General features: G+C 70.0%; 17 protein-coding genes. 13 read left to right on the forward strand and 4 right to left on the reverse strand.

Going from position 1 to position 20,848, the window contains the following annotated elements; all coding sequences use genetic code 11:
* Window position 1: 1 nt before the first annotated feature.
* Window positions 2–1,702 carry a maltose alpha-D-glucosyltransferase gene (gene treS, locus IEZ27_RS07995; protein ID WP_189646637.1) on the reverse strand — a complete coding sequence of 567 codons (1,701 nt, stop codon included), beginning with the start codon at window positions 1,700–1,702 and terminating at the stop codon, window positions 2–4.
* Window positions 1,703–1,773: 71 nt separating this feature from the next.
* The gene (locus IEZ27_RS08000; RefSeq protein ID WP_189646638.1) at window positions 1,774–3,876 is read right to left on the reverse strand and encodes an alpha-1,4-glucan--maltose-1-phosphate maltosyltransferase; all 2,103 of its coding nucleotides are present in this window, start codon (window positions 3,874–3,876) and stop codon (window positions 1,774–1,776) included.
* Between the two features lie 293 nt (window positions 3,877–4,169).
* Between IEZ27_RS08000 and glgP the strand changes: the two genes are divergently transcribed.
* Both glgP and IEZ27_RS08010 read left to right on the forward strand, forming a co-directional pair.
* Window positions 4,170–6,749 carry an alpha-glucan family phosphorylase gene (gene glgP / locus IEZ27_RS08005; protein WP_189646639.1) on the forward strand — a complete coding sequence of 860 codons (2,580 nt, stop codon included), beginning with the start codon at window positions 4,170–4,172 and terminating at the stop codon, window positions 6,747–6,749.
* A gap of 57 nt (window positions 6,750–6,806) precedes the next feature.
* Complete coding sequence (locus tag IEZ27_RS08010; protein ID WP_189646640.1) at window positions 6,807–7,703, forward strand: MurR/RpiR family transcriptional regulator; 897 nt, start codon at window positions 6,807–6,809, stop codon at window positions 7,701–7,703.
* Here IEZ27_RS08010 and IEZ27_RS08015 read toward each other — a convergent pair.
* Entirely contained in the window at window positions 7,666–9,576 is a 1,911-nt protein-coding gene (locus IEZ27_RS08015) for an N-acetylmuramoyl-L-alanine amidase (RefSeq protein ID WP_189646641.1), read from the reverse strand. The genes IEZ27_RS08010 and IEZ27_RS08015 overlap by 38 nt on opposite strands.
* A gap of 180 nt (window positions 9,577–9,756) precedes the next feature.
* Here IEZ27_RS08015 and IEZ27_RS08020 point away from each other — a divergent pair, with 180 nt between their 5' ends.
* The 3 genes from IEZ27_RS08020 (at window position 9,757) to IEZ27_RS08030 (ending at window position 11,968) form a co-directional block, all read left to right on the forward strand.
* Window positions 9,757–9,960: a hypothetical protein gene (locus tag IEZ27_RS08020; RefSeq protein ID WP_125637235.1), complete on the forward strand. Its 204-nt coding sequence runs from the start codon at window positions 9,757–9,759 to the stop codon at window positions 9,958–9,960.
* Between the two features lie 7 nt (window positions 9,961–9,967).
* Complete coding sequence (locus IEZ27_RS08025; RefSeq protein WP_189646642.1) at window positions 9,968–10,660, forward strand: CBS domain-containing protein; 693 nt, start codon at window positions 9,968–9,970, stop codon at window positions 10,658–10,660.
* 249 nt (window positions 10,661–10,909) lie between these two features.
* Entirely contained in the window at window positions 10,910–11,968 is a 1,059-nt protein-coding gene (locus IEZ27_RS08030; protein WP_189646643.1) for a 3-deoxy-7-phosphoheptulonate synthase, read from the forward strand.
* A gap of 66 nt (window positions 11,969–12,034) precedes the next feature.
* On the opposite strand, the gene IEZ27_RS08035 is transcribed toward IEZ27_RS08030, so the two are convergent.
* Complete coding sequence (locus tag IEZ27_RS08035) at window positions 12,035–12,319, reverse strand: hypothetical protein (protein ID WP_189646644.1); 285 nt, start codon at window positions 12,317–12,319, stop codon at window positions 12,035–12,037.
* Window positions 12,320–12,421: 102 nt separating this feature from the next.
* Here IEZ27_RS08035 and IEZ27_RS08040 point away from each other — a divergent pair, with 102 nt between their 5' ends.
* The 8 genes from IEZ27_RS08040 to IEZ27_RS08075 all read left to right on the forward strand — a co-directional run bounded on the left by IEZ27_RS08040 (window position 12,422) and on the right by IEZ27_RS08075 (window position 20,842).
* A complete protein-coding gene (locus tag IEZ27_RS08040; protein ID WP_189646645.1) occupies window positions 12,422–13,102 on the forward strand; it encodes an HhH-GDP family DNA glycosylase in 681 nt (226 codons plus the stop codon).
* A gap of 28 nt (window positions 13,103–13,130) precedes the next feature.
* The gene (locus tag IEZ27_RS08045; protein WP_189646646.1) at window positions 13,131–13,904 is read left to right on the forward strand and encodes an enoyl-CoA hydratase/isomerase family protein; all 774 of its coding nucleotides are present in this window, start codon (window positions 13,131–13,133) and stop codon (window positions 13,902–13,904) included.
* An 80-nt stretch (window positions 13,905–13,984) separates the two neighbouring features.
* Window positions 13,985–14,332: a hypothetical protein gene (locus IEZ27_RS08050; protein WP_189646647.1), complete on the forward strand. Its 348-nt coding sequence runs from the start codon at window positions 13,985–13,987 to the stop codon at window positions 14,330–14,332.
* A complete protein-coding gene (locus IEZ27_RS08055) occupies window positions 14,323–15,528 on the forward strand; it encodes a DUF6395 domain-containing protein (RefSeq protein WP_189646648.1) in 1,206 nt (401 codons plus the stop codon). The genes IEZ27_RS08050 and IEZ27_RS08055 overlap by 10 nt, the downstream gene beginning before the upstream one ends.
* 43 nt (window positions 15,529–15,571) lie before the next feature.
* Window positions 15,572–16,414, forward strand: coding sequence for a M55 family metallopeptidase (locus tag IEZ27_RS08060; protein ID WP_189646649.1), 843 nt, complete (start codon window positions 15,572–15,574; stop codon window positions 16,412–16,414).
* A gap of 53 nt (window positions 16,415–16,467) precedes the next feature.
* Window positions 16,468–18,024 (forward strand): flavin monoamine oxidase family protein, encoded by a 1,557-nt coding sequence (locus IEZ27_RS08065; protein ID WP_229823640.1) that lies wholly within the window; start codon window positions 16,468–16,470, stop codon window positions 18,022–18,024.
* Window positions 18,025–18,087: 63 nt separating this feature from the next.
* Entirely contained in the window at window positions 18,088–18,600 is a 513-nt protein-coding gene (locus IEZ27_RS08070) for a YbaK/EbsC family protein (protein ID WP_189646650.1), read from the forward strand.
* Between the two features lie 142 nt (window positions 18,601–18,742).
* The gene (locus tag IEZ27_RS08075) at window positions 18,743–20,842 is read left to right on the forward strand and encodes a serine/threonine-protein kinase (RefSeq protein WP_268246045.1); all 2,100 of its coding nucleotides are present in this window, start codon (window positions 18,743–18,745) and stop codon (window positions 20,840–20,842) included.
* The last annotated feature ends 6 nt before the right edge of the window (window positions 20,843–20,848 follow it).

Here is a 20,848-nt window from a genome sequence, read left to right on the forward strand (position 1 = left end):
CCTACTCCTCCTGGGTGTGTGCCGGTGGGAGTGTGAACCAATAGAACCCATGCCCGGGAAGCGTCAAAAGATACGGTAGTTCGCCAATTGCCGGGAATGGGACCCCTCCCATGGTTTCCACGGGGGAGACGCCGACGAATCTGCGCAGGTCAAGCTCGACCGGCTGCGGGAAGCGCGACAGGTTGTTGACACACAACATCCGGTCGTCGCCCAGTTCCCGGACGAACGCGAGCACGCTGGGGTTGGAGGAGTTGAGTTCGGCGAACTCGCCGAGCCCGAAGACGGGGTGGCGCTTGCGGATCTCGATCATGCGCTTGGTCCAGTGCAGGAGCGAGCCCGCGTTCTTCTGCTGCGCCTCGACGTTGATCGCCTGGTAGCCGTAGATCGGGTCCATGATCACGGGCAGGTAGAGCCGTCCGGGGTCGCAGTCGGAGAACCCGGCGTTGCGGTCGGGGTCCCACTGCATAGGGGTTCGGACGCCGTCGCGGTCGCCGAGCCAGATGTTGTCGCCCATGCCGATCTCGTCGCCGTAGTAGAGCACGGGGGAGCCCGGCAGCGACAGGAGCAGGGCGGTGAACAGCTCGATCTGGTTGCGGTCGTTCTCCAGCAGGGGCGCCAGCCGGCGACGGATACCGACATTTGCCCGCATACGCGGATCTTTCGCGTATTCGGTGTACATGTAGTCGCGTTCTTCGTCTGTCACCATTTCGAGCGTCAGCTCATCATGGTTGCGGAGGAAAATCCCCCACTGGCAGTGTTCCGGAATTTTCGGTGTTTGTGCCAAAATTTCCGAAATGGGGTAGCGGGACTCCCGACGGACTGCCATGAAAATGCGGGGCATGAGGGGGAAATGGAAAGCCATGTGGCATTCGTCCCCACCGCCTACCGGGTCGCCGAAATATTCCACCACGTCCGAAGGCCACTGGTTCGCCTCGGCGAGCAGCACCCGGTCCGGGAAGAGCCGGTCGACCTCGCTCCTGGTGCGCTTGAGGTACTCGTGCGTCTTCGGCAGGTTCTCGCAGTTGGTGCCCTCCTCCTCGAAGAGGTAGGGCACCGCGTCCAGGCGGAAGCCGTCGATGCCGAGGTCCAGCCAGAACCGCAGCACCTCCAGCATGGCCTCCTGCACGTCGGGGTTCTCGTAGTTGAGGTCGGGCTGGTGGTGGAAGAAGCGGTGCCAGTAGTACTGCCCGCGCACCGGGTCGTAGGTCCAGTTGGACGTCTCGGTGTCGACGAAGATGATCCGGGCGTCCTGGTACTTCTCATCGGTGTCCGACCACACGTAGAAGTCGCCGAACGGGCCCTCCGGGTCGTGCCGGGATGCCTGGAACCAGGGGTGGGCGTCGCTGGTGTGGTTCATCACCAGGTCGGCGATCACCCGCATGCCGCGTTTGTGCGCCTCGTCGACCAGCTTCACGAAGTCTCCCAGGTCCCCGAACTCGGGCAGGATCTTCATGAAGTCGGCGATGTCGTAGCCGCCGTCACGCAGCGGCGACTCGTACAGCGGCAGCAGCCAGAGGCAGTCGACGCCGAGCCACTGCAGGTAGTCGAGCTTGCTGATCAGGCCCTTGATGTCCCCGGTGCCGTCGCCGTTGGAGTCGGCGAACCCCCTGATCAGGACCTCGTAGAAGACGGCGCGCTTGTACCAGTAAGGATCGCGCGGCTTCTCCTCGTCAAAGGTGTTGGGAATGGGTGTGGAGCTCATGGGCTCCCCCACGAGGGGCTCATGAGGAGGGTGCTTTCACACACGTTGAAGACTCCCCGCTGAATTCTGTTCTACCGTGGCGCGGCTCGTACGGTGAGAATGTGGGCAGGCTGGATGTGAGGGTCGAGACGCACATAGTTGCTCTGCCTCCAGCGGTAGGACTCGCCTGACAGCTCGTCGTCCACGACGAACTCGGCGTTCCAGTCGAGACCGATGGCGGGCAGGTCGAGATCTACCGTCGCCTCGTGGGTGTGGTGAGGATCAAGATTGACAACCGCCAGTACGACGTCGCCCAGCCCGTGCCTTCGTGTGGCCGTGTCGTAGGCGCCCGGAAGTCGTTTGGAGAAGCAGACGATGTCCGGATGGTCGACCCTGTGGAACCGTAGGTTACGCAATTCCTGCAGCGCGGGATGCGCTCTTCGGAACAAATTCAGATGGGTGATGAGCGGGGCCAGGGTCCTTCCCTCGCGCTCGGCCGCCACCCAATCGCGGGGCTTGTACTGATATTTCTCGCTATCGAGGTACTCCTCGCTACCGGGACGTACCGGGACGTTCTCCCCCAACTCGTACCCGGAGTAGACCCCCCAGGTCGGCGACGTGAGGGCCGCCAGCACGGCCCGGATCCGGAACGCCGGCCCGCCGCCGTGCTGCAGGTATTCGTGCAGGATGTCGGGGGTGTTGACGAACAGATTCGGCCGCAGGAAAGCGGACGTCTCATGCGCGAGTTCGGAGAGGTACGTCTCCACATCCCCTTTCGAGTTCTTCCACGTGTAATACGTGTACGACTGGTGGAATCCCGTCTTCGCCAGCGTCTGGAGCATCGCGGGCCGGGTGAACGCCTCCGCCAGGAAGATCACATCCGGGTCGGTCGTGTGGATGTCGGCCAGCATGCGCTCCCAGAACGCCACCGGCTTGGTGTGTGGGTTGTCCACCCGGAAGATCCGTACGCCGTGGTCCATCCAGTGCCGCAGCACCCGCCGGACCTCGGCGAAGATCCCCTCGGGATCCCGGTCGAAGTTGATCGGATAGATGTCCTGGTACTTCTTCGGCGGGTTCTCGGCGTACGCGATCGTCCCGTCCGCCCGGATCGTGAACCACTCCGGGTGCTCCTTGACCCACGGGTGGTCCGGCGAGCACTGCAGGGCGAAGTCGAGCGCGACCTCCATGCCCAGCGCGCGGGTCTGGCCGACGAACTCCTCGAAGTCCTCAAGGGTGCCCAGATCTGGATGGACCGCGTCGTGGCCGCCGTCCTCGGAGCCGATCGCCCAGGGCGAGCCGGGCTCGTCGGGCTCCGGGCTGAGGGTGTTGTTGCGGCCCTTGCGGAAGGTCTGGCCGATGGGATGGATCGGCGGCAGGTAGACGACGTCGAAGCCCATCTTGGCGATCGCGGGCAGCCGCTTCGCCGCGCTCTGGAAGGTGCCCGACCTGGCGACGCCCAGCTCGCTGACGACCGCGCCCTCGGACCTGGGGAAGAACTCGTACCAGGAGCCGTAGAGCGCCCGGCGCCGGTCCACCCGCACCTTGTAGGGCTTCGCCCTGGTCACCAGCTCGCGGAACGGATGCGCGTCCAGCAGCGCGGCCGTCTCGGGGAGCTGGGCGATGGAGAGCCTGGCGCGCGGGTCGAGCTCGTCGTCACGCAGCGTGGCCGCGACCGACAGCAGCGCCGCGCGGTGGCCGCACGCGCTGTCGCCGTTGCCGTTGCCCTTGCTGTTGCCCATGCCGTTCCTGGCATGGGCGTTGCCGGCGCCCGTCTGGCCGTTCTGCGCCGGGCAGTCGGCCGTACGGACGGCCTTGGCGGCCCGTTCGAACAGGCGGGCGCCTTCCTCGCACATCAGATCGGCGTCGAGGCCGCGCGGGATCTTGATCTCCGCGTCGTGCAGCCACGAGCTGATCGGATCGCTCCACGCCTCCACGCGGAACAGCCAGTCGCCCTCGGCCGGCAGGCTCACGTCGACACCCCAGCGGTCGGTGCCGGGGGCCAGCTCGCGCATGCGTCTCAGACGACCACGTTGTCCATCGGGCGCGGTGAGCACCACACCCGCGGCCACGGCGTCGTGGCCTTCTCTGAACACGGTCGCCGAGACCTGGAAGGTCTCGCCGGCGACCGCCTTGGCGGGCCACTGCCCGCAGTCGACGACGGGGGAGATGTCCGTGATGGGAATTCGTCCGATCATCGCATTCGCAGGGTTTGCGGCGGCGCGCTCGGTGCCGCCGGAGGCTTTCCGTAGGTGCAAGATTTCGCAACCGCGAGGGGCCGCTGGATACGGCCTACCCCGCCGGTAACGATCCTTGCACGTAAATAGTGGACAGCAGCGGATAGACCTCCCGAGTGTGTTCGCGGGAGAGCCAACAAAGAGGAAAGTTGCCCCAATCGTCCGTCTTCATGCTTGTTTCCTGGAGGGGTTTGAAGGGGCTTCGTGGGGGTGAAGGACTGAGAGGTCCCTCCTAGCCCGTAGGGTGCAGAAACGTGAGAGCTATCCGCCGGTTTACCGTCCGCACCGTCCTGCCCGCGGAGCTGGCCGCTCTGGGCGAGCTCGTGCACAATCTCCGTTGGTCATGGCACCCGGAGACGATCGACCTCTTCGCCGAGGTCGACGCGGCCCTGTGGGAACAGGTCGGTCACGATCCCGTGGCCCTGCTCGGCGCCGTCACACCGGCCCGGCTCAACGAGCTGGCCGCCGACCGCCGTTTCCTGCGCCGCCTCGCCGACGCGGCCGACGACCTGCGCGAGTACATGACGTCGCCGCGCTGGTACCAGACGCTGCCCGACGTCGCCCGCGCCATCGCCTACTTCTCCCCCGAGTACGGCATCGCCGCCGCGATGCCCCAGTACTCGGGCGGTCTCGGCATCCTCGCCGGTGACCACCTCAAGGCGGCCAGTGACCTGGGCGTGCCGATCCTCGCGGTCGGCCTGCTCTACCGCCACGGCTACTTCACCCAGTCGCTTTCGCCAGAGGGCTGGCAGCTTGAGCACTACCCGGCGCTCGACGCCGGCGGCCTGCCGCTGACCCTGCTGAAGGACGGCGACGAACCCGTCAAGATCCGGCTCGGCCTGCCGGAGGGCCGCGTCCTGCACGCCCAGGTGTGGGTGGCGCAGGTGGGCCGGGTGCCGCTGCTGCTGCTCGACTCCGACGTGGCCGAGAACGACATCGCCGCCCGCGACGTCACCGACCGCCTCTACGGCGGCGGCACCGACCACCGGCTCATGCAGGAGCTGCTGCTGGGTGTGGGCGGCGTACGCGCGATCCGGGCCTACTGCCGCATCACCGGCCACGCCGCGCCCGAGGTCTTCCACACCAACGAGGGCCACGCCGGCTTCCTCGGCCTGGAACGCATCCGCGAGCTGACCGAGTCGCGCCTGTCGTTCGACGAGGCGCTGGAGGCCGTACGCGCGGGCACGGTGTTCACCACGCACACGCCGGTGCCCGCGGGCATCGACCGCTTCCCCTGCGACCTGATCGAACGCCACTTCGGCGGCGAGGCCGCCTGGCCGACCGTGCCCGTCGAACGCATCCTGGCTCTGGGCGCCGAGGCCGAGCCCGGCCGGTTCAACATGGCCGTCATGGGCATGCGCCTGGCCCAGCGCGTCAACGGCGTCTCCGAGCTGCACGGCGAGGTCAGCCGGGAGATGTTCAAGGACCTGTGGCCGGGCTTCGACCTCGACGAGGTGCCCATCGGCTCGATCACGAACGGCGTGCACGCGCCCACCTGGGTCGGCCGCGAGTTCATGGAGCTGGCGGGCCGCGAGCTGCCCTCGCTGATCGAGCGCGCCCGCGGCTGGGAGGGCATCCAGAAGATCTCCGACAGCGAGATCTGGGAGATCCGCGGCAAGCTGCGCGGGCGGCTGGTCGAGGGCGCCCGCGAACGGTTGCGCAGGTCGTGGCGCGAGCGCGGCGCGTCGGTCGCCGAGCTGGGCTGGATCGACGAGGCGCTCGACCCCGACGTGCTGACCATCGGCTTCGCCCGGCGGGTGCCGTCGTACAAGCGGCTCACGCTCATGCTGCGCGATCCGCGGCGTCTGGCCCGTCTGCTGCTCGATCCGGACAAGCCGGTCCAGATCGTGATCGCGGGCAAGGCGCATCCGGCCGACGAGGGCGGCAAGAAGCTGATCCAGCAGATCGTCAAGTTCGCCGACCAGCACAACGTGCGCCACCGGATCGTCTTCCTGCCCGACTACGACATGACCCTCGGCCGGCTCATGGTCCAGGGCTGCGACGTGTGGCTGAACAACCCGCTGCGCCCGCTGGAGGCGTCCGGCACCTCGGGCATGAAGTCGGCGCTGAACGGCGGGCTCAACCTGTCGATCCGCGACGGCTGGTGGGACGAGTGGTACGACGGCACCAACGGCTGGGCCATCCCGACCGCCGACGGGGTGAGCGACCCCGACCGGCGCGACGAGCTGGAGGCCGGCGCCCTGTACGACCTGATCGAGCACGAGGTGTCCGACCGCTTCTACGACCGGCCCTTCGACGAGCTGCCGCGCCGGTGGATGGAGATGGTCAAGCACACCCTGGCCTCCCTCGGGCCGAAGGTGCTGGCCGGGCGCATGCTGCGCGACTACGTGGTCGGCCTCTACACGCCGGCCGCCCAGTCGGCCCGCGCGTTGTCGGCCGACTCCTACGCCCCGGCCAAGGCGTTCGCGGCCTGGCGCGTCCGGGTCGCGAGGGCCTGGCCAGGCGTGCGGGTCGAGCACGTCGAGGCGTCGGGCGTGGGGGACACCCCCGAGGTGGGCGCCTCGGTCGAACTGCGCGCCACGATCGCGCTCGGCGACCTGGAGCCTGGGGACGTGCTGGTCGAGGCCGCGTACGGCAAGGTCGGGCCGCACGACGAGCTGGTCCACCCGCGGTACGCGCGGCTGTCCCTGGAGTCCCTGGAGGACGACGGCCGGGCCCACTGGACGGGACGGGTTCCGCTCGACCGTACGGGGGCTTTCGGGTACACCGTTCGGGTTGTTCCGTATCACCCGTATGCCGCCACTCCTGCGGAATTGGGGCTGATCGCCGTTCCTGAGGAGCCTGTGGGGATGACGAACGGGACCTTGCGCTGATATGTCCGATCGCCGGACCAGCCCGGCCCGGCGATCGGGCGGTGCATAATCAGGACCGTGGACGACAGCGGGAACGGCCTGCGGGCCGACAATCTGGTGGCCACGGTCCGCGGTGTGCTGCCATCCCTGACGCCTGCCGCGCAGACCGTCGCCCGCCTCATCCTGGAAAATCCGGCCACGGTCGCGCGCAGCACCATCACGGAGCTGTCGGCCGCCTCGGGCACCAGCGAGGCGACGATCGTACGCACCGCGCGGCTGCTCGGCTTCGCCGGATATCCGCAGCTCAGGCTGGCCCTGGCGGCGGCCGCCGCGCAGCCCGACCGGCTCGTGCCCGGCGACCTGGCGCCCGACGACCCGCTGTCGGAGGTCATCCAGAAGGTGGCCAGGGCCGAGTCCGAGGCCATCAACGACACGGTCGCCCAGCTCACCAGCGAACGCCTGGGGCTGGTCGTCGACGCGATCGTGGGGGCCAGGCGCATCGACGCCTACGGCGTCGGCGCCTCGGGCTTAGTCGCCGAGGACGTCGCCCAGAAGCTGCTGCGCATCGGCCTGTCCAGCCACGCCTTCCAGGACGCCCACCTGGCCCTGACCAGCGCCGTCCTGCTGAAGACGGGCGACGTGGCGATCGGCATCAGCACCTCCGGCGAAACCCCCGACGTGATCGAGCCGCTGCGCCGGGCGGGCGAGGCGGGGGCCACCACGGTGGCCGTCACCAACAACCCGCGCTCGACGATCGCGGAGCTGGCCGAGCACGTGCTGATCTCGGCCGGGCGCGAGACGGAGTTCCGTCCCGGCGCCCTGGCCAGCCGGATCAGCCAGCTCCTCGTCGTCGACTGCGTGTTCGTCGGCGTCGCCCAGCGTACGTTCGACTCCTCTCAGGAGGCGCTCGCGAGCACCAGGCGCGCCGTCAAGGAGTTCACCCGGAGAACGTCACCTGCACGTCGTCAGCCTTGACGTACATCACCCGGTGCCCGAACTGGATCTCCAGGTACTTCGTCTTCCCCTTGACCACCTTGTGGTCGGCCAGGTTGAAGGTGACCGCCCGGTAGTACTCGGTGGCGGCCGGCCCGGCCAGCGTGTACTTCTCGCCCGCCGAGAACGTGTACTGCAGCGGCGTCACCGCCTGGTACGGGATGTCGGCCGGGTAGGCCTCCTGCTCCGGGTAGGCCCGGCCGTACACCGGGACGGTCGCCTTGCCCGCCTTCGGGGTCACGACGAGTCCCATGGACGGGACCGCGGTCGGGGCCGCCGCCGGGTTGTGGAACCACGCCTTCTGACCGAGGTACCAGATCGCCGTCCAGTCGCCCTGCCGGTCGGCGACGGCGAAGCGCTGGCCCGTGCTGGCCCTGGCGCTGTGGTCGTACACGCTGTAGAGCGAGCCGCCGGTCGGGTGCTTGCCGATGTCCTTGATCAGCGGGGCGTCCTCACGGGGCTCGGTGCGCAGCCACACCGTGCCGGCGCTGAGCGGCGGGCAGGCCGCCTCGGGGTTCTTGCGGTCGCAGCCGTAGAAGTAGGGCTTGTTGGTGGCGAAGTCCGGCTTGATCATGACCGAGCCGGACCTCGGGCCGCCGAGCTGGTGCAGCGGCGCGCCCATGAGCTGGAAGTAGTGCGCCCAGTCCCAGAACGGCCCCGGGTCCTCGTGCATGCCGCGTACGGTGCTCGGGATCGTGCCCGGGACGTTGTCGTGGCCCAGGATGTGGGCGCGGTCGAGCGGCACGCCGTGCTTGAACGCCAGGTAGCGCACGAGGCGGGCCGACGAGCGGTACATCGCCTCGGTGTACCAGGTGGCACCCTCGGCCAGGAATCCCTCGTGCTCGATGCCGATGGACTTGGCGTTGATGTACCAGTTGCCGGCCTGCCAGCCGACGTCCTTGGTCTTGATGTGCTGGGCGATGTGCCCGTCAGTGGAACGGACCGAGTAGTGCCAGCTCGCGCCGTAGTTGGGGTCCTGGTTGAGCTTGATCGACGGGAGGAAGTAGCCCTCCATGTCGTGGATGATGATGTAGTCGACCTTCTGGCTGACCGGGCGGTTGGCCAGGTCGTAGTGCCCGTAGTCGTCCGGCGGGAGCTCCTGGTAGGCCGACGGGATCCACTCGCAGGAGATCGAGGCCGGGCACTCGACGCCGTCGCGGCGCGGGGCCCGCAGGCCGAGCTTCTCCAGCCACTTCTCGATCTTCTCCAGGTCCGGGACCTTGGGCAGGGTGACCTTCTGCCCGTCGTCCGTGGTGCGCTCGGCGCCTTCCTGGATGGTGGCGTAGACCTCGTCGGCGAAGAACTTGGCCGCGTCGGACTCCTCCGCGCCGGAGTACTTGGCGACGGCTCCGTACCATTCGCCCGGGTTGGCGCTCAGAGGCGCGCCGAGGCTCTTCTGGTAGTCGGCGAGCAGCGCCGCGCCGCCGCGGATGTTGGCCGCGTCGTCGGTGCGCAGCCGCTCGTGGCTCTCGCCGGTGAGCTGCGCGGCCCGCTCCATCGTGCGCAGCGAGGCGGGGATGTCCGTCGTGGCGGGGACCGGGGTGGGGGCGAGGGGCCTGCTCTCGTCGCCGCGGGCGTCCTCCTCGCCGTCTCCGTGGTGGTTCGAGTCGGTGTACGCGGCCGCGTCCGTGAGGTGCATCGGGCCGAAGCCGGCGTCGCTGGACGGCTGGCCCGCGTGGGCGTCCCAGCGGGACTCCAGGTAGGAGACGCCGAGCAGCACGCTCTCGGGGACCTTGAACTCGTCGGCGGCGGCGGCGAACGCCTGCTGCCGGTCGGCGGGCTCTTCGGCGTTGGCCGATGGAACTTGGGTTAAGGGCAACAAGGCGACGACCGCGATCGCCAGCGCTCTGCGCATGAACCGCTCCTTGACTGGGGGGCGTGGTGCGAGATCAGCGTCTCAACATTTTCCTTCGCTGGCGAGAACTTTGCGAAGATATTTTTCATCCCTTAACGGGGGGCCGATCAGCCCAGGAGGCGAAGGACTACCGAGTGGGGGGCGGGGTAGCGGGGCATCGGGAGGAGAGGGGGACCTGTCATGCCTCGACCCGGAAGTCACGCGTACGACAACGAGCGCCGCCGGCTCCGCAAGCAGCTGGACCGGCAAGGGATGAGCGAGCAGGAGCTCAAGAAACGGGTGGCCAGGAAACTGCAGTCGGATCCGGACAAGAGCCCGCGCAAGGTGGGCGGCGACCGCGCCGAAGGACCCAAGTCCGAACGGCCCCGCCGGGGGGAGGGCTGAGCGCCTGATGACGGACATCATCGACCGCGAGGGCGTCCAGGACCTGCTCGCGACCCGCGGGGCCCAGCTCGCCGAGGTGCTGCCCGAACGGGAGTACGCCTGGGCCCACCTGCCCGGAGCCGTGCACCTGCCGCTCGGCTCGCTCGACCGGCTGGCCGGCGACCTGCTGGACCGGACGCGGCCGGTCGTCGTCTACTGCCACGACTGGCTCTGCGACCTGAGCCCGCGCGCGGCCCACCGGCTGACCCGGCTCGGCTTCGCCGACGTGCACGACTACGGCCTCGGCAAGATGGATTGGCTGTCGGCCGACCTGCCGTACGAGGGGGAGGCCGTGCTGGTCGCCTCGGGCACCCGGCGCGACCCGGTCACGGCCGGCCTGGAGGACCCGCTGGAGGAGCTCACCGAGCGGATCGTCGCCGACCCGGCCGGGCTCGCGGTCGTGGTGGACCGGGACGACGTCGTCCAGGGGGTCATCGGGTCGCGCGAGCTCAAGGGCGCCGACCTGACCGGCACCGCCGAGTCCGCCATGAACACCGGCGTCACCACCGTACGGCCCAGCGAACAGCTCGACGACCTGGCCCGGCGCATGGAGGGCGCGAACGTCGACCACGTCGTCGTCACCCGTGCCGACGGCACCCTGGTCGGCCTGTACGGGCTCGGCGACCTGCGCGAACCCGGCTGGGAATCCGATCTCGGATAGCGGACCGGATTTGGAGCGGTCACCCGGCGTCTGCTAGCGTCGATGCCATGTCAGTGATCAGCCGATTTTGGCGCTATGTGCCGGCTCCGGGTGGAGCCGAGGGTCACATGCGCTGACTTACTGATCACCCGGAGCCAAAGGCAGAGACGTCCCGTCTCTGCCTTTCGTCGTTCAGGCGGACGGTTCCGGGGGCCACGGACGTGGGCCGTACCGCCTTCGAACTCCTGTCGAAAGCGGAGGACACAGCCCATGACCACGACCAGCGACCTGCGCATCACCTCGTTCGAACCCCTGCCCACGCCCCACGACCTGATCGGTGAACAGCCGCTCGGCCCCGAGCGCGAGGCCCTGGTGGCGGCGAGCAGGAGCGCGGTGCGCGACGTGCTCGCCGGCGACGACGACCGCCTGCTGCTCATCGTCGGCCCGTGCTCGGTGCACGACCCGGAGGCCGCGCTCGACTACGCCCGCCGCCTGGCCGCCGCCACCCGCGACCTCGGCGACGCCCTGTGCGTGGTCATGCGGGTCTACTTCGAGAAGCCGCGTACCACCATCGGCTGGAAGGGCCTGATCAACGACCCGGACATCGACGGCGGCCACGACGTCCACCGCGGGCTGCGCCTGGCCAGGACGGTGCTGCTCGACGTGCTCGACACCGGGCTGCCGGTGGGCTGCGAGTTCCTGGAGCCCACCAGCCCGCAGTACATCGCCGACGCGGTCACCTGGGGTGCGATCGGCGCGCGCACGCCCGAGAGCCAGGTGCACCGCCAGCTCACCTCCGGCCTGTCCATGCCGGTCGGCTTCAAGAACGCGACCGACGGCGACGTGCAGGTAGCCATCGACGGCGTCAAGGCGGCCTCGCACCCGCAGGTGTTCTTCGGCATCGACGACGAGGGCCGGGCCGCGGTCGTCTCGACCACCGGGAACCCCGACTGTCACATCATCCTGCGCGGCGGGCGCACCGGCCCCAACTACGGCCCCGAGCCCCTCGCCGAAGCGCTCGCGCTGCTGGCCAAGGCCGGGCTGCCGGAGCGGCTGATCATCGACGCCAGCCACGGCAACAGCGGCAAGGACCACGTGCGCCAGGCCGCGGTGGTGCGCGAGGTGGCCGGCCGTCTCGCGGCGGGGGAGAAGGGCATCGCCGGGCTGATGGTGGAGAGCTTCCTGCTGCCGGGGCGGCAGGAGCCCGGTCCGGTGGAGGGCCTGACGTACGGGCAGAGCATCACCGACGCCTGCGTCGGCTGGGAGGAGACCGAACGCTTGCTGGTCGAGCTGGCCGACGCCGTACGGGCGGGCCGCGACGCGGTGTGACGGCGCGGGCTGACGGCGTCCGGGCGGCCCGTCCGGGTGTGAGGCGGGCCGCCCGGACGGTCTCGGTCAGGTCCGCCGGTCCAGCCGGAACGTCGGGTGCCCCGGCGTGCCCGGCTGGGCGTCCAGCGACTTGTCGTCGAGGATGGGCGCGGCGTCCTCGGCCACGAAGACGCGGACGTTCTCCTGTTCGATGACCTGGTCGCCGGCGTACGGCGTGCTGGCGAGCGACACCTCCAAAGTGCCCGCCTCGTCCGGTTTGGGAGCGATCCGCAGGCCGGCGTTCGCGGGCACGTCCTCACCGACCATCAGGTCACGGATGGCGACCACGGCGTTGTCAGTCAATGTCAGCACGATTGCGCTCCTTCTCCCTGAGACCCCCCGCCTCCCCTGTGACCAGGGCGGCAAACGCCCGCGCGCGGGGATGAGCGCGGGGCGCCGGGGTAGCGGACCGTCATGGCTGACGTCTTGGCTGAGAAGAACGCCGTCAAGGACAAGGACGTGCTGGACGCCCTGCTCGACCGGTGCGGCCAGTCGTTCGCCGCGGAGGCGGGCATCAGGCTCGCCGACCGGCCGCAGCCGCTCTACCAGCTCCTCGTGCTGGCCACGCTGCTCAGCGCGCGCATCTCGTCCGGGGTGGCGGTGGCGGCGGCGCGCGAGTTGTTCGCGGCCGGCTGCCGTACGCCGCGTGACATGGCACGTGCGAGCCGGCAGGACCGCGTGGACGCCCTGGGCCGCGGCCACTACAGACGCTACGACGAACGCACCTCGACCATGCTCGGCGACGGCGCCGAACTGCTGCTCGACCGCTGGAAGGGCGACCTGCGCAGGCTGCGGGACGAAGCCGGGGGCGACCCCGGGCGCATCGGCGAGCTGCTGCGGGAGTTCCCCGGCATCGGGCCGACCGGCGCCGACATCTTCCTGCGCGAGGTCCAGGGCGTGTGGCCGCAGGTCGCGCCGCATCTGGACCGGCGGGTGCTGGACGGCGCGGCCCGGCTCGGGTTGCCCCGCCAGGAACGCGGCCTGGCCCGCCTGGCCCGCTCGGGCGACGACCTCGTCCGCCTGTCGGCGGCGCTGGTGCGCGTCTCGCACGACAAGAAGGCCGCCGACGAGGTACGGGCTGCCGCGGCGGGGTGAGCGGGGAGCGCTCTGTTAGGTTCGCATCATGGCTGAGTTTGTGAGCGTCGAGGTGGCCGACCAGATCGCCACGATCCGTCTCGACCGTCCGAAGATGAACGCGCTCAACGTCCAGGTGCAGCGGGAGCTCGTCGAGGCTGCGCTCCAGGTCGACGCCGACGCCGAGACGCAGGCGGTGATCCTCTACGGCGGCGAGCGGGTCTTCGCCGCAGGCGTGGACGTCAAGGAGATGGCCGACATGTCCTATGCCGACATGTCCACCCATTCCCGTACGCTCCAGGCGTGCTTCACCACGGTGGCCCGCATCGGCAAGCCGGTCATCGCCGCCGTCACCGGCTACGCCCTGGGCGGCGGTTGCGAGCTGGCCCTGTGCGCCGACTTCAGGGTCGCGGGCGAGTCGGCCAAGCTCGGCCAGCCGGAGGTCCTGCTCGGGCTCATCCCGGGCGCGGGCGGCACCCAGCGTCTGCCCCGCCTCGTCGGCCCGGCCCGCGCCAAGGACCTGATCTTCAGCGGCCGGCACGTGCCCGCCGCCGAGGCCCTGGACATCGGCCTGGTCGACCGGGTGGTGCCGGACGAGCAGGTGTACACGGCGGCCCTGGAATGGGCGGCCACCTTCGTCGGCGGTCCGAGCGTGGCGCTGCGTGCCGCCAAGCAGGCCGTCGACCAGGGCGTCGAGGTGGATCTCGACTCGGGCCTGGAGATCGAGCGCCTGCAGTTCGCGGGCCTGTTCGCCACAGACGACGCCAGGATCGGCATGCGGGCCTTCGCGGAGAAGGCCAAGCCCAAGTTCACCGGACGGTGACCGCCGGCCCACCGTACGAATCCGTCCCATTGGCGTAGCTCGTCCAAGGGGAAGCGGGTTTGCCAGTATGGTGGCGTTCCATGATGCGCGTCCCGGTCCCCGCCCGGCTGCGTAAAGCCGTGCGTACGTGGTTCGACTCCCGTTACATCTCCGTCGCCGACCACCGGCAGGACATCCGGGACGCGCTCTGGGAGGTCCAGACCCTGCGCAGGGAGATGGCGACCCTTCAGGGGGAGGTCGAGCGGCTGCGGAACCTCCGGCCGCCGGTGGCCGACAAGGCCCGGGCCGACGACACGTACCGGCTGGCTCAGGAGACCGCGAAGTCGCTGGACAACGTGCTCCAGAACGAGGTCCTCGTCTGGCAGGCGATCGACGACCTGAGGGCCCGCGTACCGGGGGCCGCCGAGGGGGGCCGGCCGTGCGCGTGACCTGGTCCGGCGGCAGGCTGACCTTCCGCCTCGACGCCGAGGACGAGATCACCGGCAGGGCGGCCGACGACCATCCCGTCAAGCTGGCGACCAACTCCTGCTCGATCGGCGGCGCGCCCGCCGACGCCCACCCCGATCTGTACGCCGTGGCCGCCTGGACGATCGTGGCGCCCTGGACCAGGCGGCGGATCACGTTCGACCGGGCCGTCTCCGCCGAGGTGGCCGCCGCCCTGTACGACGGGTGGGGCATCGAGGCCGGGCCGGTGGGCGCCGAACCGCGCAGGACCGGTGCCCGGCTCGCGATCTCCTACAGCGGCGGCGCGGACTCCGTGGCCGCCGCCGCCATCCACCCGTCCGCGCCGTTCGTGCACTTCCGCCGGGTGCCGCACCCGAGGGTGCCCAACCGGTGGCCGCACTACCGCTCGGACGTGCTGGCCAAGCTCGCCGAGCGCACCGGCCGCGAGCTCACCACCGTCACCTCCGACCTGGAGTTCACCCTCGCCGAGCCGCGTCCGGGTTATCCCGAGCACCACGCGGTCGCGGCGGGCGCCCTTCTGCTCGCCGACCGCATGAACCTCGGTGGCCTGGCCTTCGGCTATGAACTCGGTTCACGCTGGCTCGGCGGTGACCGCTACTTGTTGCGCTTCACGCCTGACAACCCCATGTGGGCACCGCACGGTGCGTGGGGGCGGTTGTTCGCCGCGGCGGGCGTGCACATCGTGCTCCCGGTGGGCGGGGTGAGCGAGGCCGTCACCATGCGGCTGGCCCTGAACTCCGAGCTCAAGGAGCAGGTCCGCTGGTGCCTGCGCGGCACCGAGGGCCCCTGCCGTACCTGCGGCAAGTGCCTGTACAAGGAGCTGATCCAGGCGGCCGTCGAGCGCCGCCCGCTGGACACCCCCGTCACCGCCGACCGGCCCGTCGCCCGCAAGTGGCTGCAACCGCCCCCGTACGGCGGCCAGGAGATGATCGAGTACGGCCTGGCCCGCGTCCCCGGCATCGAACGGTCCCTGTTCGCCAAGGCGCTGGACCACTTCGAGGCCACCGAGGAGTCCACGAGCTGGCTCGACCACTGCTATCCCCCGGCGATCGAGGAGATCCCCGAGCCGTGGCGCGCGGAGGCGGCCGCCTTCCTGAGCTCTCAGGTCGGCCTCATGACCGAGGCCGAGGTGCGGCGGGTGGAGACTTGGGGCGCGTGACCGCCTTCGGGGCGGATCCGGCGAAGTGCGAGGAGTTGACTGCGTGAAGGTCTATCTGTCGGTGGACATGGAGGGCGTGACGGGGTTGACCGACCCCGAGGAGATGCACGCCGGCGGGCGCGGCTACGACCGCGGCTGCGAGCTGATGACCGCCGACGCCAATGCCGCCGTCCAGGGCGCGTTCGACGCGGGCGCCGGGTCGGTGCTGGTCAACGACGCGCACGGCTCGACCAAGAACCTGCGGATCGACCTCCTGGACCCGCGGGCCACCCTGATCCGCGGGCCGGGCAAGGCCCAGCGCATGGCCCAGGGCATCGACGGGACGTTCCAGGCCGCGTGCTTCGTCGGCTACCACGCCAGGGCCGGCGTCCAGCACGGCGTGCTCAACCACACGTGGATGGGCAAGGAGATCCAGAACGTCTACCTCAACGGCGACGTGTGCGGCGAGACCCGGCTGGTCGCCGCATGTGCGGGCTTCCACGGCGTGCCCGTCGTGCTGGTGACCGGTGACGAGGCCGTCGGCGAGGAGGCGCGCGAGCTGCTCGGCGACGTCGAGACGGTCGCGGTGAAGAGCGGGATCGACAAGTTCTCGGCCGAGTTGCTGCCGCCGAGCGTCGCCCAGGCAAGGATCCGTGAGGCGGCGGCGCGCGGGCTTTCGCGGTTGAGCGACTTCACGCCCTATCGGGTGGAGGCGCCGTACACGCTGGGGGTGGAGTGGAACTCCACTGCCATCGCCGCCGCTGTGGCGCTGGTCCCCGGTGTGAAGTCCGTCGGTTCGCGGCACATCGAGTTCACCACCGACGACTTCCGCCAGATCATGGCGCTGTTGGGGATCTTCGCCACCATCGGCGGCCAGGTGGCCTGCGGCAGCGGGCCCTACGGCTGAGCTGCGGCGGGCCCTACGGCTGAGATGTCGGTAACTGCTGATTCAGGGAGCGGGTGACGGTGGAAGGCGCGGCGCTGACCCGGCGGGGGCTGCTCGTCGGGATCGGGGCGGTGGGTGGCGCGGGCGCCATGTACGCCGCCATGGGCGCGCTCGGGCTCGCCCCCTCCGAACAGAACAAGGAGTTCGCCGCGCCGCGGCCCGGCGACTTCTCCCTGCGCGGCAAGGGCGCGGCCAAGGTGGTGATACTCGGCGCGGGCGTCGCGGGGCTGACCGCCGCGTACGAGCTGGGCAAGGCCGGCTACGACTGCACCCTGCTCGAAGCCAGGGACAAGGCCGGCGGCCGGAACCTCACGCTGCGCGGCGGCGACCGGCTGACCGAGCTGAACGGCCCGGCCCAGGACGTGAAGTTCGGCGAGGGTGTCTACTTCAACGCCGGCCCCGGCCGCATCGCCCCCTGGATGGTCACCCTCGACTACTGCCGGGAGCTGGGCGTCCCGATCGAGACGTTCGTCAACAACAACGCCTCCGCGTACGTCCACACCAACGGCCGGACCGTGCGGGCCCGCACCGCCCGAGCCGACATGTACGGATATGTCGCAGAACTGCTGGCCAAAGCCACAAATATCGGCGCGCTCGACAAGGTCATCACCGCCGACGACCAGCAACGCCTGCTCGAATTCCTCCGCCGGTTCGGCGACCTGGGGCCCAAGCTTGACTACGAGGGCTCGACCCGGCGCGGTTTCACCAAATATCCGGCGCTCGACACCGGCACCCCCATCCCGCCGCCCGGCAGCCTCCACGACGTCCTGGCCGCCGCCACCGGCCGCGCCATCACCAACGACTTCGGCTACGACATGGCCACCCCCATGTTCCAGCCGGTCGGCGGCATGGACGCGATCGTCAGGAAGCTGACCGTGGCCGTAGGGGCCGACCGGATCAGGACCGGCGCCAAGGTCACCAAGATCACGACCCTGGACGACGGCGTCGAGGTGACCTACAGCGGCGGCAGCGTCAAGGCCGACTACTGCGTCGCCACCCTCCCGCCGCACCTGCTCGCCAGGATCCCGCACAACCTCGGCGCCCAGGTCACCAGCGCCCTCAGCACTCCCATACCGGTCTCGGCCGGAAAGATCGGACTGGAGTACGGCCGCCGCTGGTGGGAGCTGGAGGACCGCATCTACGGCGGCGTCACCGAGACCGACCTCGACATCACCCACATCTGGTACCCCTCCCACGGCTACCACTCCGAACGCGGCCTGATCGTCGGCTACTACAACACCGAGCAGAACGCCGACCTGTACGGCTCCCTCACCCCCGAGGACAGAAGGAGGAAGGCCCTCACCCAGGGCAGGAAGATCCACGGCGACAAATACCGCCAGAACCTCCTGGGCAGCGTCTCGATCGCCTGGCACCGCCAGGAGCACATCCAAGGAGGCTGGATGTACTGGCCGTCCTTTGATTCGTCCTTCACTCTTCTGCAACGCCCCGCCGGAAGGGTTTACTTCGCGGGCGACTGGCTCACCCACTTGATCGCCTGGCAGGCAGGCGCCATGGAGTCGGCCCGCAGCGCCGTCACCCTGCTGCACCAGCGGGTGCTGCAGTCCACGTGACGTCGCACGCTGCTCCCGGGACCGGCATAGGGTCGGTCGGGGAGAGCGATCGAGGAGACGAGGATGACGTTGCACTGGGTGCCCGCGACCGACCGCGGCGACCTGCTGGCCGATCCGGTGGCGCTCGCCGTCCCGGGCATCGAGGGTGCCGAGGTGACGGAGATCGACCCGGACCTGGCCGACACGGCCGCCTTCTGTGAACGCTACGGCGTACGGCTGGACGAGTCCGCCAACTGCGTGGTCGTGGCCGCCAGACGCGGCGGTGAGACGCGCTACGCCGCGTGCATGGTGCTCGCGACGATGCGCGTCGACGTGAACGGCGTGGTGCGCAAGCACCTCGACGCCCGGAAGGCGAGTTTCGCGCCGATGGCCGACGCGGTCGAGCTGACCGGAATGGAATACGGCGGCATCACGCCGATCGGGCTGCCCGGCGACTGGCCGATCCTGGTGGACGCCCACGTCGCCGGCCATCCCAGAGTGGTGATCGGCAGCGGCCTGCGCAGGTCGAAGCTCGCCGTGCCGGGAGCCACGCTGGCCGGGCTGAAGGGCGCCGAGGTGCTGTCCCTGACGACCTGAGGTGCCCCGAAGCCGAACTGAAGCCAATTCGAGACCGTTGGATGGGAAACCGATGAGGCCGTATCGGACGTTGTACGACTGGGAATGTGGCCTCATGGTTCATCTCGTGGGCGGGGATTAAGCCGGTATGGTGCTTCATGCCATGAACGATGACCGACTAGGCCCTTACCGGCTGCTCAGGCGGCTCGGTGAAGGCGGGATGGGCGTTGTCCACCTCGCTGTCGACCCTCAGGGGCGGCAGGTGGCGGTCAAGGTCCTGCGCGGAGAGGTCGCCGGCGACGAGGTCGCCAGGCGACGGCTTTCGCGTGAGGTCGAGACCATGCGCCGGGTCCGCAGCAAATTCATCGCGGAAGTGCTCGATGCGGACGTGACCGGTCATCGTCCCTACATCGTCACCCGTTACGTGCCCGGCCGTCCCCTCGACGAGATCGTCAAGGACGACGGGCCGCTCGACCTGCCCGCGCTGGTCCGGGTCGCGCACGGCGTGGCCTCGGCGCTGGCCGTCGTCCACTCCGTCGGCGTGATCCACCGCGACCTCAAGCCGGGCAACGTGCTGATCCTCGACGGCGAGCCCGTCCTGATCGACTTCGGCATCGCGCAGGCGGTCGACGCGACCAGGCTGACCCAGACCGGCATGTTCATCGGCACGCCCGGCTACCTCGCGCCCGAGATCATCGAGGGCCAGGAGGCGGGCCCCGAGGTCGACATCCACGCCTGGGCGGGCACGCTGCTCTACGCCGGCACCGGCCAGCCGCCCTTCGGCAAGGGCACGCTGGAGATGATCTTCTACAACATCACCGCCGGCAAGGCCGACATCAGCGGCGTGCCGTCCGAGCTTCAGCCGCTGCTCAAGGCGGGCTTCCAGCGCAACCCGGCCAAGCGGCCCAAGGCCGCCGACCTGGCCGAGCAGACGGCCCGGATGTTGCCGCGGCCGCCGCAGGGCGCGCCCGAGGAGATCTCCACCGTGCCGCGGCCCGACGCGCCCCCGGCCGAGGACTACCCGACCAGGCGGCCGCCGTTCCTGGGGGAGAAGCCCTCCTACGACATCTCCACGCCGCCGATGACGCCGCGCCGGCTCATCGAGGGCCAGGAGCAGCCCGTCCCGCCGTCCGCCGACCCGCACTACGTCTCCCTGCTGCCCAACCAGGGCGCCGGGTCGCCCGGCCAGGCGGTGCCCGGCCAGGGCCTGCCCAACCAGGCGCTGCCGGGCCAGGGCGCCGGTGACCCGTGGCCGACCCGCCGGGTGTCGCCGGAGGAGCTGCGCCAGATCCAGCGCGAGGCCGGCCCCAGCCAGCCATGGCCGCAACAACAGCCCCCGCCGCACCAGCACTCCCAATCGCACGCGCAGCAGTCGTACGCGCAGCCGCAGCCGCATGCGCAGCCGCAGGTCAACCATTACGAGGCCGACGTGCCCACCCGGCGCGTACGCCCGGACTCGGCCGAGTTCGGCCGCCTCAACGCCGGTCCCGACCACCTGGACCACGGCCGGATGAACGCGGGTCCCGACCAGTCCGACTACGGCAGGCCCGGCCCGGTCCCCATGCAGCCGCCGCCCTACATCCCGGCGCAGCAGCAGCAGTATCCGCCCCAGGACTCGCAGGCCAATCACGAGCCGTACGCGCAGGGCGCCCGTCCGGGGCAGCCGTTGCAGCGCTCGAAGGCGTACGGCGTGGCGAGCGCCATGCTGCTGATCCTCCTGATCGTGGCGGCCGTGACGGCGCCCGTCCTGGTGGCGGCGGTGGCGATCCCGATCGCGGTGCTGCTGCGCGCGGCCGACCTGGCCCAGCCCGCACTCAACAGCCGCAGGCCCGCCGGGGCCGCCGCGCTCGACGTGCTCAGGGTCTTCGCCCTGCCCCAGGCGCTGGCCAAGTCGGTGGGCATCACGCTCGCCCTCGTCCTGTACGCCCTCATCCTCGGCCTGCCGGTGACGCTGCTGCTCAGCGTGGTGGTCAAGATGGACTCGGCCAACGCCCTCGCGTGGGGCGCCGCGGTCGCGCTCTGGACCGTCTGCGCCGGTCCGGGCGTCGAGGGTCCGGGGCGGCAGATGCGCAGAACGCTCTCATCGCTCGTACCCTCGAGAACAGCGGCCATGGCGATGGCGGGAGTGTTGGCGGCGGGCGCCGCGCTCTCGCTGATCCTCGCCTACGGCACGTTCGGGGACACGCCAAGGGGGAGTGTATGGAGTCCGCTGGACGTCACACCCGTGACGAAGGAGCTCACCAGCCTGAAGACGGGCGGCTGAGCCGAG

This window comes from Nonomuraea spiralis (genome assembly GCF_014648435.1).
GTDB lineage: Bacteria > Actinomycetota > Actinomycetes > Streptosporangiales > Streptosporangiaceae > Nonomuraea > Nonomuraea spiralis.

What these genes read in the sequence shown, in the direction of transcription:
- IEZ27_RS08050 (WP_189646647.1), top strand. Translation starts at nt 13,985, where the DNA reads ATGATGCGCGTCCCGGTCCCCGCCCGGCTGCGTAAAGCCGTGCGTACG.
- IEZ27_RS08030 (WP_189646643.1), top strand. Translation starts at nt 10,910, where the DNA reads ATGACCACGACCAGCGACCTGCGCATCACCTCGTTCGAACCCCTGCCC.
- IEZ27_RS08045 (WP_189646646.1), top strand. Translation starts at nt 13,131, where the DNA reads ATGGCTGAGTTTGTGAGCGTCGAGGTGGCCGACCAGATCGCCACGATC.
- IEZ27_RS08040 (WP_189646645.1), top strand. Translation starts at nt 12,422, where the DNA reads ATGGCTGACGTCTTGGCTGAGAAGAACGCCGTCAAGGACAAGGACGTG.
- IEZ27_RS08025 (WP_189646642.1), top strand. Translation starts at nt 9,968, where the DNA reads ATGACGGACATCATCGACCGCGAGGGCGTCCAGGACCTGCTCGCGACC.
- IEZ27_RS08075 (WP_268246045.1), top strand. Translation starts at nt 18,743, where the DNA reads ATGAACGATGACCGACTAGGCCCTTACCGGCTGCTCAGGCGGCTCGGT.
- treS (WP_189646637.1), bottom strand. Translation starts at nt 1,702, where the DNA reads ATGAGCTCCACACCCATTCCCAACACCTTTGACGAGGAGAAGCCGCGC.
- IEZ27_RS08000 (WP_189646638.1), bottom strand. Translation starts at nt 3,876, where the DNA reads ATGATCGGACGAATTCCCATCACGGACATCTCCCCCGTCGTCGACTGC.
- IEZ27_RS08020 (WP_125637235.1), top strand. Translation starts at nt 9,757, where the DNA reads ATGCCTCGACCCGGAAGTCACGCGTACGACAACGAGCGCCGCCGGCTC.
- IEZ27_RS08015 (WP_189646641.1), bottom strand. Translation starts at nt 9,576, where the DNA reads ATGCGCAGAGCGCTGGCGATCGCGGTCGTCGCCTTGTTGCCCTTAACC.
- IEZ27_RS08070 (WP_189646650.1), top strand. Translation starts at nt 18,088, where the DNA reads ATGACGTTGCACTGGGTGCCCGCGACCGACCGCGGCGACCTGCTGGCC.